This is a genomic window from Klebsiella sp. CTHL.F3a, assembly GCF_019890895.1.
Lineage (GTDB): Bacteria > Pseudomonadota > Gammaproteobacteria > Enterobacterales > Enterobacteriaceae > Klebsiella > Klebsiella grimontii.
Map to the genome: position 1 here is coordinate 5,232,509 of NZ_CP082360.1, position 14,755 is coordinate 5,247,263.

Sequence of the window (14,755 nt, forward strand, 5' to 3'; positions counted from 1 at the left end):
TGCTATGGACATACTCGCTACGCTCTTTCCCTCCGCCTTCCCCGCGCTGGCGCTCTCCCATTTTGTCGCCCTGCTGAGCCCCGGACCCGATTTTTTTCTGCTGGTGGGCTACGCCATCCGCTATCGCCTGCGCGGCAGCGTTGGCCTGTGTCTCGGCATCGCCGCCGGAAACGGCCTGTATATTCTTCTGGCGATTATCGGCTGGGGGATCCTGCGCCAGGCGCCGCTGCTGTTTACGGCGATTGAGCTGCTGGGCGCGGCGTATTTGCTGTGGATTGGCAGCCTGCTGCTCAGAAGCCGCCCGGCCACGCTGGCGCTGCACGGCGCCTCGGCTTCGCGCCCGCCGCTGGTGAAGCAGCTTTTTCTCGGGCTGGGTTCTTCGCTGCTCAATCCGAAAAACGCGCTGTTCTACCTCGCGCTGATGACCTCCCTGCTGGGACCGAACGTCACGCTGGTGCAGCAGGCCGTCAGCGGGGCCTGGATGACCAGCGTGGTGTTGATATGGGATCTGTTGCTGGTCACGCTGATTGCGCTACCGTCGGTGCAGCGCCGCCTTTCCGCCGTCGTCTGGCGAGTCGAGCGCACGGCCGGCGGCGTATTGATGGCTTTTGGTTGTTGGATTGTGTGGCAGTTTTTGCACGAGTTCGCCGTCAGGCTATATGCTTAAGCTTATGGAAAAACTCGCTGAACTGAAACGCGCCAAGCTGCTGGCGCTCTCGCTGCTGCTGATTGCAGCCGCCATTTTTATCACTACCCTCGTGCTGCCGCCAACGCCATGGGTCGGTGCGCTAAAGGCTATTTCCGAAGCGGCAATGGTCGGCGCGCTGGCGGACTGGTTTGCGGTAGTCGCGCTGTTTCGCCGTATTCCGCTGCCGTTCGTTTCGCGACATACGGCGATTATTCCGCGTAATAAGGATCGGATTGCCGATAATCTCGGCTATTTCGTGCAGGAAAAATTTCTTGATACGCCGTCGCTGGTGGCGCTGATCCGCCGCTATGAACCGGCGCTGATGCTCGGTAACTGGTTCAGCCAGCCGGAAAACGCGCGGCGGGTCGGCCAGCATCTGCTGCAAGTGATGAGCGGGTTTCTCGAGCTCACCGACGACGCGCGCATTCAGCGGCTGCTGCGTCGGGCGGTGCATAAAGCGATTGATAAGGTCGATTTAACCCAAACCAGCGCTATGATGCTGGAGGGGCTGACGCGCGACAACCGTCACCAGAAGCTGCTCGATTCGCTGATTAGCCAGCTGATCGCCCTGCTCCAGCGTGACAGTTCGCGGGCGTTTATTGCCCGCGGAATCGTACACTGGCTGGAGACCGAGCATCCGCTAAAAGCCAGGCTGCTGCCTACCGAATGGCTTGGCGAGCACAGCGCTGAAATGGTTACCGATGCGGTTAACACGCTGCTCGACGAAGTGAGTCAGGATCGCGCCCATCAGATCCGCCAGGCCTTCGATCGCGCGGCGCTGAAGCTGATCGACAACCTGAAGTCCGATCCGCTAATGGCGGAAAAAGCGGACAATATCAAAGCCTATCTGAAAAACGATGAGACCTTTAACCGCTATCTGGGCGAGGTATGGGCCGATCTGCGCGGCTGGGTTAAAAACGATGTTAATAGCGACGATTCACGCATTAAGCAGCGCATTGCCGAAGCCGGGCAGTGGTTTGGCGAAACGCTGCTCCACGATGAGGCGCTGCGAGAATCGCTGAACGAACACCTTGAGCAGGCGGCGCACCGGGTGGCCCCGGAGTTTGCCACCTTCCTGACGCGCCATATCAGCGATACGGTCAAAAGCTGGGACTCCCGCGATATGTCCCGACAAATCGAGCTGAACATTGGTAAGGACCTGCAGTTTATCCGCATCAACGGCACGCTGGTTGGCGGCACTATCGGTCTGCTGCTGTGGCTTTTTTCACAAATCCCGGCGCTGCTGCATTTACATATTTAATTCAACTGTTTGTTTTTAAAGTATTCCTTACACCAATATATATTAACCACTAAAAGAACATGGATATTTAGGTTGACCCTAAATTTATTGCAGTGTGAAGTGCTGAAATAGTGCGCGCATAAACGGCTATTTATGGCGTAGAGACTCAACAAGGAGCCCACCGATGTTGCAATGGATGACCCGCTTTTTTGCCCGCCATTCCGCCACCCTGTTCTTCCCGGCAGCGCTGATCCTCTATGACTTTGCCGCCTATCTGACCACCGATCTTATCCAGCCGGGTATTATCCACGTGGTCCGCGACTTTGACGCCGACGTGGCGCTGGCGCCCGCCTCCGTTAGCCTGTATATGGCCGGCGGCATGGCGCTACAGTGGCTGCTCGGGCCGCTCTCCGATCGTATCGGCCGCCGCCCGGTGCTGCTCACCGGCGCGCTGATCTTTACCCTGGCCTGCTTCGCGACCCTGTTCACCACCTCAATGGAGCAGTTCCTCGCCGCGCGCTTTGTTCAGGGCACCAGCATCTGTTTTATCGCCACGGTCGGCTACGTCACCGTGCAGGAGGCGTTCGGCCAGACAAAAGCCATTAAGCTGATGGCGATTATTACCTCGATCGTGCTGATCGCGCCAATAATTGGCCCGCTCTCCGGCGCGGCGCTGATGCACTTCGTGCACTGGAAAGCGCTGTTCGGGATTATTGCCGTTATGGGGTTTATCGCCTGGCTGGGGCTGCTGCTGAATATGCCGGAGACCGTCCGGCGCGGCGACGTCCCCTTCAGCGCCAGCGGCGTGCTGCGCGATTTCCGCGATGTTTTCCGCAACCGCGTTTTTCTGTTCGGCGCCGCCACGCTCTCGCTCAGCTATATTCCACTGATGAGCTGGGTTGCGGTCTCGCCGGTTATCCTGATTGACGACGGCGGGCTGACTACCGCCGAGTTCGCCTGGACCCAGGTACCGGTCTTCAGCGCGGTGATTATTGCCAACCTGTCGGTGGCGCGCTGGGTAAAAGATCCCACCCGCCCGCGCTTTATCTGGCGCGCGGTGCCCATCCAGATGACCGGGCTGGCGATCCTGATCCTCGGCAACCTGCTGTGGCCGCACGTCTGGCTGTGGTCGGTGCTCGGCACCTGCTTCTATGCTTTCGGCATCGGGCTGATCTTCCCAACGCTGTTCCGCTTTACCCTGTTTTCAAACGATCTGCCAAAAGGCACGGTTTCCGCGTCGCTGAACATCGTGATCCTCAGCGTCAGCGCGCTCTCTATCGAAGCGGCGCGCTGGCTGTGGTTTAACGGCGGCAGGCTGCCTTTTCATCTGCTGGGGGTGGCGGCGGGGATCGCGGCCGCGTGCTGTCTGGCGGGTTTATTAAGCCGGATACGCCAGCAGCCGGAAGCGGCGCTGGCTCAGGAGTAGCGAAAGGCGCTACTCCACGGTCCAGGCTTCACTAAAGCTTTCGTCGGCGAACAGCTCCGTCAGGCCGCTGATCTGTTTCAGGCGCAGCACCTCATCCGCATCCATACCGAGCTCTTCGCCGATGCGCCGGTCGTCCCACCCCTGGCGATGTAAATCGCGGACGATGTCGGACATCGCCGCGATCTGATGTTTGCCCCTGGCGCGATTATGGCGAATGGTGGCGGCGATACGCTCTTTCTGCCCCTCCCGCTCGGCATTGATGAGCGTCACCGGAAGATACCCATGCAGGCGGCGGCTCAGCTCCGGGCGACTCTTACCAATCAGATGGCGATGAAAGCCGTCGACAACCAGGTGGCGTCGCTGCTGGCGGGCTACCACTACCGGTTGGGTAAAACCATCCAGTTCGATAGAGCGCTCCAGCAGCTTTTTTTCCACCGTCGCCATCACGTTCGGGTTGTAGTCATTCGCCTCAACCGTGTTGGCTTCGACCCACAGCACGCAGTCTACCGGCTCGCGGCAGAAAGGACTGTGCTGGTGGATCAGGCTCTTCAGCTCGTTAATCGCTTTGATTTTCAGGTCAATATCGTCAAACGACTCGAGATACTCAATCACTGTCTTAGCCACATCCGGTGACATCAAAGCGTCCTCCACTCTTTACGTTTGTTACTCACCAGCCGACAGTAACGCTCATAGTGCTTAGGCTGCGTCGGGCTGAACGACAGCATCCGGCACCAGAAATCGTTTTTCAGCAGCGTCTTGCAGATGCGACGCCATGAGGGAATATCGCGATAGCCGAGATCTTTTTCCTGCTCATCGGGGATATCGTCAGGGAAACCGCGGGTCTGGTACCAGTGCAGATAAATAGCGATTTTATTGCGGTAATGCTCGGCGGTTTTTTCCGGCATGCTGTCGAGCAGAAAGAGCGCATACTCACGCCAGCTAAAATGCGCCGGTTTGCGGATTTTGGTCTTCAGCGCAAAATAGTCGCCGCTGGCGTTGGCGTAAATCGCGCCGCTGTGCGCGCCGCAGACCCGACGGCACATCCGCTCCCAGGTCTCCGGCTCAAGAATGTGATAAAGCCACAGCCCGCGCCGCTGCTCGGGGCCGAAGGGCTCGCAGACGCGCATATTTTTCAGCGGTACGCCGGCGCGGTGCATCAGGTCATAGAGCGGGTTGTAGGGGAGCCGCGACTTGTGATTAAAGATCCAGATGTCGCGGGTCCGCCAGTCATAGAGGGGATAGCAGGTGTAGCTGAACCCTTCCGGCGAGGCGGTGGTCCATGGCTTATCGTCCTCAAAGCGCAGTTTGGTCGGCGAAGTGAGCGCCATGTAGCGATGTAGCGACTCGTCGGTGCGGATACCGATCAGCGAAGCGAGGCTTCTCCCGGCAGCCAGCCAGTGCGAAAAGGCCGGAACAAAGGCTTCAAACGTCATTTCCGGCTGATAAAAAGGGAAAAAATCGATATCGGTGATGGCGTCATCCGGCGGTTGCCTTACCCATTCAACACCGGCCCGCCAGGCGACCCATTCCGGCTCATGCTGCGATACGCCGCTCACCGTGGTCATCGGCAGCGCCACCCAGTAGAAGCGGCTCACCACGTCCTGATAGCGCTCTTTCATATTTTGCACGTGCTGGATAGTTAATAAATACTGCGCTTCCCAGTCCACGAACAATACCGCAAACTTTTTCCCTTTTTTACGCGCAACGGCCGCCGCCAGATGAAATAATACCGTTGAGTCTTTGCCACCCGAAAAAGATAAACAGACCTGCTCGAAAGTATCAAATACCCAATCCAGGCGCATCAGAGCAGCGTCAAAAACATTCATATCCAGTTTTACGCGTTTCATCCTTCACCCCTGATAAATGAATCGCCGTCAGAATGTACTTATAGAAAAATCCCGTAAGCCAGATAACCTGAAATCAGGTTCATAGATTATTCATCCAGATACCGACATGCTGAAAAAAGGCGAGCGCAACTAAATGTTATTCACATCATAAAAATCATAATATCTCATTTAAATTCATAAAGTTATGATAATATCTCTTATAGTCTCCATTACACAGGGAATACCGTGACCTCTGTCACAATTATCTCCTGAACTATTTATTCATTCTCCTTCACTGCGACCAAAAACATCACGCTATAACCCCACGGGAGCGTCGCTATCGGATATAATCAGCGGCCCTGATTCACCGTAACAATATTGATTAAGGAACGCCATGAGCGATATCGATCTCAGCCCGCCGCAACGCGATCTGCTGCGCGAGAAGCTGTGTAAATACTGCGAAGAGAATTTTGAGCTGGAGCTGGAGCAATTTGACGCGGAATTCTTTGTCGACTTTATTGCGAAAGAGCTGGGTCCAATGTTTTATAACGCCGGGATTGATGCGGCCATCGCCACCCACCTTGCGTGGAGCGATCGGATTCAGGAAGAGATGGACCTGAAAAAAGTCTATTAGCGGGAGATCAATAAATCCATGCAATAAACAGGGGTATAATGCGACCTCTTTCATCATCTCCCGTGTACGGGGAAGGAAAACCATGTCGCTTATCACCGATCTACCCGCCATCTTTGACCACTTCTCCGCAGCCCGCCAGCAGGGTTTCCTCACGGTCATGGAGCTTAAAGAGCAAAACATACCGCTGGTTGGCACCTACTGCACCTTTATGCCGCAGGAAATTCCGCTGGCCGCCGGCGCAGTGGTGGTGTCGCTGTGCTCCACCTCCGACGAGACGATTGAAGAGGCGGAAAAGGATCTGCCGCGCAACCTCTGTCCGCTGATAAAAAGCAGCTACGGCTTTGGCAAGACCGACAAATGCCCCTACTTCTACTTTTCCGACCTCGTGGTGGGCGAAACCACCTGCGACGGCAAAAAGAAAATGTACGAATACATGGCCGAATTCAAAGCCGTACACGTGATGCAGTTGCCGAACAGCGCCAGCGATGATGCCTCGCGAGCGTTATGGAAAGCGGAAATTTTGCGCCTGCAGAAGGCAGTGGAAGATCGCTTTGGTACGCCGATCACCGAAGCCGCCCTGCGCGAGGCGATTATCCTCAAGAACCGCGAACGGCGGGCGCTGGCGAACTTTTATCGCGTCGGGCAGCTCAACCCGCCCGCGCTCAGCGGCAGCGATATTTTAAAAGTGGTCTACGGCGCGACCTTCCGCTTCGATAAAGCGGCGCTGATCGATGAGCTCAACGACATGGCGGATCGGGTACGCCTGCAGTGGCAAGAGGGCAAACGGCTGGCGGCGCGGCCGCGTATTCTGATCACCGGTTGCCCGATCGGCGGCGCGGCGGAAAAAGTGGTGAAGGCCATTGAGGACAACGGCGGCTGGGTGGTCGGTTTTGAAAACTGCACCGGCGCGAAAGCCACCGAGCGCTGCGTGGAGGAGACGGGCGACGTTTACGACGCCCTGACCGATAAATATCTCGCCATCGGCTGCTCCTGCATCTCGCCGAACGACCAGCGACTCTCCCTGCTTAGCCAGATGGTGGATGAATATCAGGCGGACGGCGTGGTAGACGTCATTCTGCAGGCCTGCCATACCTACGCGGTGGAGTCGCTGGCGATAAAACGCCACGTGCGCCAGCAGCACGACATCCCCTATATCGCCATTGAGACCGACTATTCAACGGCGGATATCGGCCAGCTCAGCACCCGCGTGGCGGCCTTTATTGAGATGCTTTAGGAGCGCACGTGACCGTTACCGTAGGGATTGATTCCGGATCCACCGCTACCAAAGGCATCCTGCTTGAAGACGGCGTGATTCAGCGCCGCTTTCTCTGCCCGACGCCGTTTCGCCCCGCCGACGCCATCGTTGAGACGTGGGAAACGCTCCGCGCTGGCCTGAGCGAACGCCCCTTTTTAACCTTAACCGGCTACGGACGCCAGCTGGTGGATTTCGCCGATAAGCAGGTCACCGAGATCTCGTGCCACGGGCTCGGCGCGCGGCTGCTGGCCCCGCAGACCCGGACGGTCATCGACATCGGCGGCCAGGACAGCAAGGTTATCCAGCTGGACGAGGCGGGTAATCTCACCGATTTTCTGATGAATGATAAATGCGCGGCGGGCACCGGGCGCTTTCTGGAAGTGATCTCGCGTACGCTGGGGGCCAGCGTCGAACAGCTCGACAGCATCACCGAAGGCGTTGAGCCCCATGCGATTACCAGCATGTGTACGGTATTCGCCGAATCCGAGGTCATCAGCCTGCGTTCGGCCGGGGTGCCGCCGGAGGCGATCCTCGCCGGGGTGATCAACGCCATGGCCCGACGCAGCGCCAATTTTATCGGTCGTCTTTCGGCACAGGGGCCGCTGCTGTTTACCGGCGGCGTCAGCCACTGCGCCGCCTTCGCGCGGAGGCTGCAGGGGCACGTGGGTATGGCGGTGCAGACGCATCCCGACGCGCAGTTTGCCGGGGCGATCGGCGCAGCGCTGATCGGCTTACGTCAGAGGAGCCGCCGGTGACGGAATATCTGTTTTTATTTCACTCAACGGTGGGGGTAGTGCGGATGCGCAAAGCCCTGCAGGCGGCGGGGGCGTCCTTCCGGGTGAAGGACATTCCGCGCCAGCTGCGCGGCGGCTGCGGGCTGTGCATTTATCTGAGCTGTGCGCCGGGCGAAGAACAGAAGTGGATTCTCCCCGGCCAAACGGCAGCCCTGTTTCGCGTCGCCGGGGATGATTATCAGCTGCTGGCTCAGTTTCCGCCGCAGGCGTAACCCAGGCGCGAATCATCGCCCGGCGGCGTACAGCGAGCACAATATCCGGGTTTGTTCCCTCAGCCCAGCAACTGGCGAATGCAGGATTTAAACACCCGCACGCCATCCGCCAGCGCGGCGCGGTCGAAGCGCATCTCCGGATGATGTAGCCCCGGGAGCAGGTCGCAGCCCAGACCCCAGAACCCGCCTTTCACCTGTGGACGCAGGCGCAGGTAGTGGAAAAAGTCCTCGCTGCCCGGCGTACTCTTCGCCGCCGTTAAGCCGGCTTCGCCAAACGTTTCGCGAATCGCCTGGCTGACGATAGCCGTAGCCTGTTCGTCGATAATCGCGGCGGGCATCTCCTTGACGATCTGGATATCGACGGTGGCGCCGTAAGCCGCCGCGCTGCTCTCTATCGCCCGCACCACCCGCTCTTTCAACGTCGCCATGCCGTCATTTTCCGCGCTGCGCAGATCCCAGCACACGTGCGCTTTCGCCGGCACCGAGTTGGTCACTCCCGCATCGCACAGAAAGCGCGTCGCTTTAGCGCTCCAGGTCAGGGAAGGCGCCAGATGAATCCCGTTTACCGCCTGCACCGCGTGCGACGCTGCATCCAGCGCGTTAACGCCCAGATGAGGCCGGGCGGCATGCGCGGCCTTGCCGTGGAAATCGACCATCACCGTCGCCGAGGCGGAGTAGTACATCGCCGGGACCGCCTTGCCCTTCGGACACTCCTCCAGCGGCCTGAGGTGGAAGCCGAACAGCATCTCTACGTCGTCCAGCACGCCCGCTTCCGTCAGCGCGATCGCCCCGGTGCCCAGCTCTTCAGCGGGCTGAAAGAGTATTTTCAGCTTCCCGCGCTTCACCAGCCCTTCGGCGAGGATCTCTTCCGCGGCGGTCAACACCACCGAAGAGTGACCGTCATGACCACAGGTATGGCGAGCCTCTAAGCGGCCATCGATGATATGGCCCAGCGCATCCATATCCGCCCGCAGCGCCACGACCGGCCCCGGCTTACCGCTATCCAGCAGCGCAACAATGCCGGTGGTGCCGCCGACGTTGCGTTGAACCTGAAACCCCGCGGCTTCTAATGCATCGCCGATGTATGCCGACGTTTTGTGCTCCTCAAAGCCCAGTTCAGGGATTTGGTGCAGATAATTGAAATGCTCTAAAGTTCGCGACACGTCTTACTCCTTGCCTTCTATTATGCAATCACGCGCATGACCAGCATGGCGATGACGGCATTGATAATGCTCACCGCCATCAGCAGCGGCCAATATTTTTTCGGGACATCCGCCACGCCGAGCAGGCGCCCCATGTACTGAAGCTGCGAACCCATGAGGAAAATCGCCGGGATCAGAATCGTGATATCCGCCACGTTGAGGGTGCCTTTGCTCAACAGGCTCACCGCCACGCCGGTTCCCGCAGAGGCGGAAAGCCAGGAGGTCAGCAATACGGTAATGGCTTCGCCCGGCAGGCCAAACAGGCCCATCAGCGGCGCGCAGACGTGGCCGATGATCTGCATCACGCCGAGCAAATTGAGCATTTCAGCGATCACGTAGGCCATTAATACATTCGGCATCAGATTGTTGATGGCGATATTAAATCCTTTGCGCGCACCGATAACGAAAATATCGAACGGGTTACTGCCGACTTTTGCCGAATTATTCATTTTCAAAATCCCTTCTATAAGCGGTATTCAGAACCAGACGCGTGATTGCCGCGCCGACAAATTTCAGCACAAACATTAAAAGCAGCGGAATAATGATAGGAATGGTTAATGAAGCGAACAGCGCTGAGCCAATCGAGAAGTAGTTATTAATCAGACCGGCGCCGGAATATTGCCAGGCGCCCATAATAACCAGATCCTTACGATTTATTTTGTCGCTGTCATACAGCTCTTTGGTCAGCGCCGCGCCGGCATCGGTACTCTGTAAATCGGTAATCAGCGCCAGGCCGGTATAACCCGGGATCCCAAGCAGCGGGCGAAGCAGCGGGGTCAGCAGCTTATGCGCCGCGCGGATCGCCCCGTAGTGGGTAAATATCTCCAGCAGCCCCAGCGCCAGCATCACCGTCGGCACCAGCGACAGGGCAAACAGGAAGCCGGCCTTGGCGCTGATGCCGCCGCTACCGATAAAGGTGTTGGTTTCCGGCGTTTTCATGGTGCCGAACGCGCCGCCGAGGGTGGTAAAGTCAAACGCCCCCAGCCAGGCCATGCCTTCAACCTTAAACAATAATCCGGAGAAAACTAACAATACGATGATCAGTGAAATCCAGGCGCCGGGCCCGACTTTCCACTCATTTGCCGTTTCGTCGGAGGAACATTCCAACGTTTTATTTTCACTCATACCCTGTCCTCTCACATAATGAAATGTTAGTGCGATTGTTTGCAATTTGAAATTATGTCAATTTATTGTTATTCGAATTTATTATTTTCACTGATAGGCTTTTCCATATTCCCTTACTCAGCATCATCACCATTTCTTATTCTTCACCTTCCCGAGCATTGCCACCTTAATAGCACGCCGGAAATAAGCGATGAGAATTTTCCTCCCTGTCAGTTTTTGTCCGAATTACGATTATCTATAACTTGCCGGGATGATAAATACCTGTGAAAGGGTGTTATTGTTGACTACAGGTCAACAAAGGAGCGAGAAACGATGTTGCATGAGAGGCCAATGAGCTATCTGTATGAAGTCGGGATTCAGGGAGGCATTCGCCGGGCCGCCGATATGCTGGGCATCAACCCGTCAGTCATCAGCCGCCAGATAGCGCAGCTGGAACGGGCGCTGGAGCTGCCGCTGCTGGAACGGCAGGGGCGAAACGTGGTGCTCACCGAAGCAGGACGCCTGCTGGCGGAGGACTACTTCGAAAGCCGCCAACGCCGGGAAAAGCTGGAAAGTCACCTGAAGGATTTACGCCATATGCGCGGCGGGACAATTTCAGTGAGGATTGGCGGCGGGCTGGTCACCACCTTTATTGAATCGGTGATGAGCACCTTTGCGCAGTCCTGGCCTAACGTATTCGTGGATATTATTGTCGGCAGCATGCAGGAGATGCTCAACGATATCGCCAGCGGCGAAGCGGATATGGCGGTCGCCTTTGGCCCCATCGGCAACCCGGAGCTTAAACGCCACAGCTTCCAGTGGGGCCCTATCTGCGCCGTGGTCTCGCCACAGCCCCCCATCGCTGCCCTGCCCGCCGTCACCATCGATGAGCTTACGCAATATCGCCTGATCGCGCTCACCGACAGCTTTGGCCTGCAGCGTCATATGAACGCCATGTTCAAAACCGCTGGACGGCAGTTTCATCCGGCCTATCGCTGCAACCTCTTTTCCACCGCCATGAGCCTGAGCCAGGCGGGATTGGGGATCTCTTTTATGACCGCATACGCCGCCCGGGAAGCGATCGCCCACGGTATTCTGACCGCAGTCCCCATCGACCATCCTATCGCCAGCAGCGCCCAGTGCCACCTGCTACGCAACTCCGACCGCCGCTTTTCCCCGGCGGCGCATCATATGTGGCGGCTGCTGCACAACGCTTTTCGCGACGCGCAGCGGGCGCTGGCGGCCTGAGCTTATTCGGTCACCACAAACCGCGTTGGCGCAAAACAGTTCAGCAGCCGATGCATAAGGAAGACCATGGTCAGCGTGACGATCAGCGCCACGGTGACGGAAGTGATGCGGTACAGATCGCTGAACACCAGGTCCTGGTCCGGATGCAGGTTCTGACCGAACATGATGCCGATGGTGGTGATGCTGGCGAAGCCAACGCCAGCCCCCACTTTCTCCATCACGTGCAGACGGGCGCTAAACGCCAGGCCGAGACCAATCAGCGGCATCATCAGCAACATATGGTTGCTGAAGTCGTAGATAATCAGCTGCACCACCAGAATATAAAGGCAGGCCAGCACTACCCCCACCACACGCCAGATCGAGCTGATCACCGCGCCGCGATAGTGCATCGGGAACAGAATTAAAATCCCCGCCATCAGCGCCGACAGCGAGTCGCTCAGATCGCAGACCTGAAAGATCACAAAGATCATTGTCGCCACGCTGCCGGAGAGCAGCGATTCGTGGCGAATACGGGCGGCGTCTTTTTCAATGCGCGGCGGCGGCTTGCGCGGTTCAACGTCCGGGATGAAGTAGTTGAGCAATGCGCTCAGCGCTACCGCCATCACGCAGGCCTCCATATTGGAGAACATCAGGGTGTGCCAGTTACTGGTGGGATAGCTCATAAAGTTGAGCATCGTGCTTTGACACACCACGCCCATCGATCCCAGCAAAAACAGCGGCCCCTGGCTCATAAAGCGAAAGCGCATCACGTACAGGCCAAACACCACCAGCGTCATGATCACCGGCCACTGCGACAGATAGCCGACGATCAGCACCATTTCGACGCAGTTTACCGCCGCGCTGAACACAAACTGCCGCGCCACGTGGCGGTTAAATACCGGCACCAGCGACAGCAGCATCAGCGGATAAACCACGAAAAAGACGCCGTACTGTACGTCGTAGAAGGTCGAAATGCTCAGTGCGATAGTGCCGGCCACGGCGATACGCAGCGTCTGGCGAAAATCGTTGGCCGTATAGACGATGTTGCCGTGCGGGGTGAAAACCCGCGCCAGGGTATTAATAGACATAGTGCAGCAGACTCACCAGATGGATCTGCGCGCCGGCAAAGGTGCGGGCAAACGGGCCATCGCTGTTATAAAGCTGTACCGTCGCGCGGGCGCCGGTGGGCAGCGGCTTATCCAGCGGCTCGTCCAGGGCAACGTGAATACGCATGCGCTGCGCGTCGCGCACCCAGCGGGTAGACTGCTCCGGCTGCGACAGCTGGCCATTGACCTCTTCCTGGCCGGCCAGAATACCGGCATCGCTGCTGGTGACGTGCGCCGGGAAGACTTTCCCCGGCAGCGCATCAAACACCACCGCGGCATCGGTATTGACGCCGGTGTGGCGCAGGCTCTTTTCACGGAAATCGGCGACGATATCGGTCTGATTGCTCACCAGCGCCAGCAGCGGCGTGGCGGCGGTGGCGTACAGACCGGGGTTAAGCTGCAGGTTGCTCACCATGCCGTCAGTCTCCGCGCGGACCTTCGTCCAGCCGAGGTTAAGCTGCGCTTCTTCCAGCGCGTTGCGGTACTTCTGCAGCGTGACGTTGCGCTCATCGTCGCGCTCGCCGCGCTGGATCAGCAGATTCTGGATACTGGCGTTGAGCGCGCTGACCGACTGCTCGCTGGTCTGCCAGGTGGTACGCACTTTATCCAGATCCGACTGAGAGACGTTCTGCATGGTGCTCAGGCGCTGGTAGCGATCGAAGGTCACCTTATCGTTGCGCGCGGTGTACTGGGCGGTGCGCAGGTTGGCGCGGGCAGAGGCGATCTGCGCGTCCAGCTGCTGGTTGCTGAGTTTCGCCTGTTCAAGGGCGATCTGCGCCGCTTCCACTTTATTGATAAACGGCGTCGGATCCAGTTCATAGAGCAGGTCGCCCTTCTTCACCTGGCTGTTGTTGTGCACATAGACATGGGAGACATAGCCGGAGACGCGCGACGAGACCGGCGTGACCACGCGCATCACGGTGGAGTCCGGCGTGAGCGGGATCCAGATATCGGCAACGATAAACCAGGCGAATATGGCCAGGAAGGCGGCAATACTCACCCTTACCCAGCGGGCAAATTTCTGTTCAGGGGTCATCATAGTGTTTTAGATCTTGTTATCTTCTTCGCGGATAGTCCGCAGATTGCAGGCGATTTGATTTAACGTGGCGCTAAAGGCGGCGAGCTGCGCTTCAGGGAGGGTTTCGGTGACGCGCTGTTGATAGGTCTCAATCACGCGGTTCAGCTTCTCCAGAATAGCGCGGCCTTCCGCCGTCAGCGTCAGCAGGCGTATGCGTTTGTCATAAGGCGATGTAGAACGCAGCAGATAGCCCTGCTTTTCCAGCTGCGTGAGGGTGCGCATCAGCGGCGGCAGCTCAATGCCCTGCACCTCCGCCAGCTCGCTGACCGAGACGTTATCCCCCAGCTGATGCAGCTGCATCAGCACCGTCCAGCTTGACTGGGTCAGGCCGGTGTCGGTAATGGCAGAATCAATAATCGCGCGCCACTGGCGCACCACCATCGCCATGCGCATGCCCATCGGGCGGCGGGCAAACAGGTCGTCTTCGGTCATCTTTTTTCCTCACATAACGCTAAGGAAAATAATACTTATCACGATAAGTATCAAGAAACGAAGAGTGGATAAGCATGAATTGATAAATTCTATGAATGTATTATCCCCGGTCGCGCTTGCGCTTACCGGGGCTACAGAACTGCGCGGTTTGGTAGCCTCCCGGACAGGCGCTTCAAGCGCCGCCTCCGGGGAAATGCCAGGGAAAAAATCGCACTTTTTAATTGATCTGATCCCGACGCAGCCCGACATCTTTTAGCTGTTCGTCGCTCATACGCTGCAATGTCCTGCGCGTTTGTTCACGAAGCCACCATTTTTTGATTATCCGCGCCAGAAATACGAAGCCGATAAACGGCTGTCTTGCCCGATTCTCGTGAAATTCCATCCTCTACCTCCTCACCTTGCCAGAGGCTTTATCTTCACGGATCCGGGGCTAAACAATACAGATTCACAAAATACTTTTCTTTAACATACAGATTCGCTAAAACGTACAGCAGACCTCATTTTTACCGCCAATCTGTACTGGTTTATTGA

General features: G+C 57.5%; 17 protein-coding genes. 8 read left to right on the forward strand and 9 right to left on the reverse strand.

All coding sequences use genetic code 11. The features are described from left to right. Positions 1–4 precede the first annotated feature (4 nt). The 3 genes from K7H21_RS24490 (at position 5) to mdtM (ending at position 3,354) form a co-directional block, all read left to right on the forward strand. Positions 5–667 (forward strand): LysE family translocator, encoded by a 663-nt coding sequence (locus K7H21_RS24490; RefSeq protein ID WP_004128563.1) that lies wholly within the window; start codon positions 5–7, stop codon positions 665–667. Next, positions 660–1,949 carry a DUF445 domain-containing protein gene (locus tag K7H21_RS24495; protein ID WP_004128562.1) on the forward strand — a complete coding sequence of 430 codons (1,290 nt, stop codon included), beginning with the start codon at positions 660–662 and terminating at the stop codon, positions 1,947–1,949. The genes K7H21_RS24490 and K7H21_RS24495 overlap by 8 nt, the downstream gene beginning before the upstream one ends. Positions 1,950–2,112: 163 nt before the next feature. Then, positions 2,113–3,354, forward strand: a complete 1,242-nt coding sequence (mdtM, locus tag K7H21_RS24500; RefSeq protein ID WP_170101018.1) for a multidrug efflux MFS transporter MdtM — start codon at positions 2,113–2,115, stop codon at positions 3,352–3,354. 9 nt (positions 3,355–3,363) lie between these two features. Here mdtM and K7H21_RS24505 read toward each other — a convergent pair whose 3' ends face one another. Then, on the reverse strand, positions 3,364–3,990 hold the full coding sequence (locus K7H21_RS24505) for an IbrB-like domain-containing protein (protein ID WP_004128557.1): 627 nt from the start codon (positions 3,988–3,990) through the stop codon (positions 3,364–3,366). Further along, positions 3,990–5,201: a phosphoadenosine phosphosulfate reductase gene (locus K7H21_RS24510; RefSeq protein WP_004128554.1), complete on the reverse strand. Its 1,212-nt coding sequence runs from the start codon at positions 5,199–5,201 to the stop codon at positions 3,990–3,992. The genes K7H21_RS24505 and K7H21_RS24510 overlap by 1 nt, the downstream gene beginning before the upstream one ends. Positions 5,202–5,574: 373 nt before the next feature. On the opposite strand from K7H21_RS24510, the gene K7H21_RS24515 reads away from it, so the two are divergent. The 4 genes from K7H21_RS24515 to K7H21_RS24530 all read left to right on the forward strand — a co-directional run bounded on the left by K7H21_RS24515 (position 5,575) and on the right by K7H21_RS24530 (position 8,075). Further along, positions 5,575–5,814 (forward strand): DUF2164 domain-containing protein, encoded by a 240-nt coding sequence (locus K7H21_RS24515; protein ID WP_004128551.1) that lies wholly within the window; start codon positions 5,575–5,577, stop codon positions 5,812–5,814. Between the two features lie 82 nt (positions 5,815–5,896). Next, the gene (locus K7H21_RS24520; protein ID WP_004128548.1) at positions 5,897–7,048 is read left to right on the forward strand and encodes a double-cubane-cluster-containing anaerobic reductase; all 1,152 of its coding nucleotides are present in this window, start codon (positions 5,897–5,899) and stop codon (positions 7,046–7,048) included. 8 nt (positions 7,049–7,056) lie between these two features. Then, on the forward strand, positions 7,057–7,824 hold the full coding sequence (yjiL, locus tag K7H21_RS24525; protein WP_223035426.1) for a putative 2-hydroxyacyl-CoA dehydratase activator YjiL: 768 nt from the start codon (positions 7,057–7,059) through the stop codon (positions 7,822–7,824). After that, the gene (locus K7H21_RS24530) at positions 7,821–8,075 is read left to right on the forward strand and encodes a putative Se/S carrier protein (protein WP_004128543.1); all 255 of its coding nucleotides are present in this window, start codon (positions 7,821–7,823) and stop codon (positions 8,073–8,075) included. The genes yjiL and K7H21_RS24530 overlap by 4 nt, the downstream gene beginning before the upstream one ends. A gap of 59 nt (positions 8,076–8,134) precedes the next feature. Here the strand turns inward: K7H21_RS24530 and K7H21_RS24535 are convergent, their stop codons facing one another. The 3 genes from K7H21_RS24535 to K7H21_RS24545 are packed head-to-tail and all read right to left on the reverse strand — an operon-like array spanning position 8,135 to position 10,402. Then, positions 8,135–9,238, reverse strand: a complete 1,104-nt coding sequence (locus tag K7H21_RS24535) for a M20 peptidase aminoacylase family protein (RefSeq protein ID WP_087828878.1) — start codon at positions 9,236–9,238, stop codon at positions 8,135–8,137. 20 nt (positions 9,239–9,258) lie between these two features. Beyond that, a complete protein-coding gene (locus K7H21_RS24540; protein WP_004128539.1) occupies positions 9,259–9,726 on the reverse strand; it encodes a YjiG family protein in 468 nt (155 codons plus the stop codon). After that, positions 9,719–10,402 (reverse strand): nucleoside recognition domain-containing protein, encoded by a 684-nt coding sequence (locus tag K7H21_RS24545; protein WP_004128538.1) that lies wholly within the window; start codon positions 10,400–10,402, stop codon positions 9,719–9,721. Before K7H21_RS24545 ends, K7H21_RS24540 begins: the two co-directional genes overlap by 8 nt. 312 nt (positions 10,403–10,714) lie before the next feature. Here K7H21_RS24545 and K7H21_RS24550 point away from each other — a divergent pair, with 312 nt between their 5' ends. After that, entirely contained in the window at positions 10,715–11,629 is a 915-nt protein-coding gene (locus tag K7H21_RS24550; RefSeq protein WP_223035427.1) for a LysR family transcriptional regulator, read from the forward strand. A gap of 2 nt (positions 11,630–11,631) precedes the next feature. Here K7H21_RS24550 and K7H21_RS24555 read toward each other — a convergent pair whose 3' ends face one another. The 4 genes from K7H21_RS24555 to K7H21_RS24570 form a co-directional block, all read right to left on the reverse strand. Next, positions 11,632–12,696, reverse strand: coding sequence for a DUF2955 domain-containing protein (locus tag K7H21_RS24555; RefSeq protein WP_004128535.1), 1,065 nt, complete (start codon positions 12,694–12,696; stop codon positions 11,632–11,634). Then, positions 12,686–13,753 carry an HlyD family secretion protein gene (locus tag K7H21_RS24560; RefSeq protein WP_049113042.1) on the reverse strand — a complete coding sequence of 356 codons (1,068 nt, stop codon included), beginning with the start codon at positions 13,751–13,753 and terminating at the stop codon, positions 12,686–12,688. Before K7H21_RS24560 ends, K7H21_RS24555 begins: the two co-directional genes overlap by 11 nt. A gap of 6 nt (positions 13,754–13,759) precedes the next feature. Beyond that, positions 13,760–14,224, reverse strand: coding sequence for a MarR family winged helix-turn-helix transcriptional regulator (locus tag K7H21_RS24565; protein WP_004128530.1), 465 nt, complete (start codon positions 14,222–14,224; stop codon positions 13,760–13,762). Positions 14,225–14,441: 217 nt separating this feature from the next. Further along, complete coding sequence (locus tag K7H21_RS24570; RefSeq protein WP_004098259.1) at positions 14,442–14,606, reverse strand: DUF1127 domain-containing protein; 165 nt, start codon at positions 14,604–14,606, stop codon at positions 14,442–14,444. Between the last annotated feature and the right edge of the window lie 149 nt (positions 14,607–14,755).

Coding starts and splice junctions, on each gene's coding strand:
- K7H21_RS24490 (WP_004128563.1), top strand. CDS start 5: ATGGACATACTCGCTACGCTCTTTCCCTCCGCCTTCCCCGCGCTGGCG.
- K7H21_RS24495 (WP_004128562.1), top strand. CDS start 660: ATGCTTAAGCTTATGGAAAAACTCGCTGAACTGAAACGCGCCAAGCTG.
- mdtM (WP_170101018.1), top strand. CDS start 2,113: ATGTTGCAATGGATGACCCGCTTTTTTGCCCGCCATTCCGCCACCCTG.
- K7H21_RS24505 (WP_004128557.1), bottom strand. CDS start 3,990: ATGTCACCGGATGTGGCTAAGACAGTGATTGAGTATCTCGAGTCGTTT.
- K7H21_RS24510 (WP_004128554.1), bottom strand. CDS start 5,201: ATGAAACGCGTAAAACTGGATATGAATGTTTTTGACGCTGCTCTGATG.
- K7H21_RS24515 (WP_004128551.1), top strand. CDS start 5,575: ATGAGCGATATCGATCTCAGCCCGCCGCAACGCGATCTGCTGCGCGAG.
- K7H21_RS24520 (WP_004128548.1), top strand. CDS start 5,897: ATGTCGCTTATCACCGATCTACCCGCCATCTTTGACCACTTCTCCGCA.
- K7H21_RS24540 (WP_004128539.1), bottom strand. CDS start 9,726: ATGAATAATTCGGCAAAAGTCGGCAGTAACCCGTTCGATATTTTCGTT.
- K7H21_RS24545 (WP_004128538.1), bottom strand. CDS start 10,402: ATGAGTGAAAATAAAACGTTGGAATGTTCCTCCGACGAAACGGCAAAT.
- K7H21_RS24550 (WP_223035427.1), top strand. CDS start 10,715: ATGTTGCATGAGAGGCCAATGAGCTATCTGTATGAAGTCGGGATTCAG.
- K7H21_RS24555 (WP_004128535.1), bottom strand. CDS start 12,696: ATGTCTATTAATACCCTGGCGCGGGTTTTCACCCCGCACGGCAACATC.
- K7H21_RS24560 (WP_049113042.1), bottom strand. CDS start 13,753: ATGATGACCCCTGAACAGAAATTTGCCCGCTGGGTAAGGGTGAGTATT.
- K7H21_RS24565 (WP_004128530.1), bottom strand. CDS start 14,224: ATGACCGAAGACGACCTGTTTGCCCGCCGCCCGATGGGCATGCGCATG.
- K7H21_RS24570 (WP_004098259.1), bottom strand. CDS start 14,606: ATGGAATTTCACGAGAATCGGGCAAGACAGCCGTTTATCGGCTTCGTA.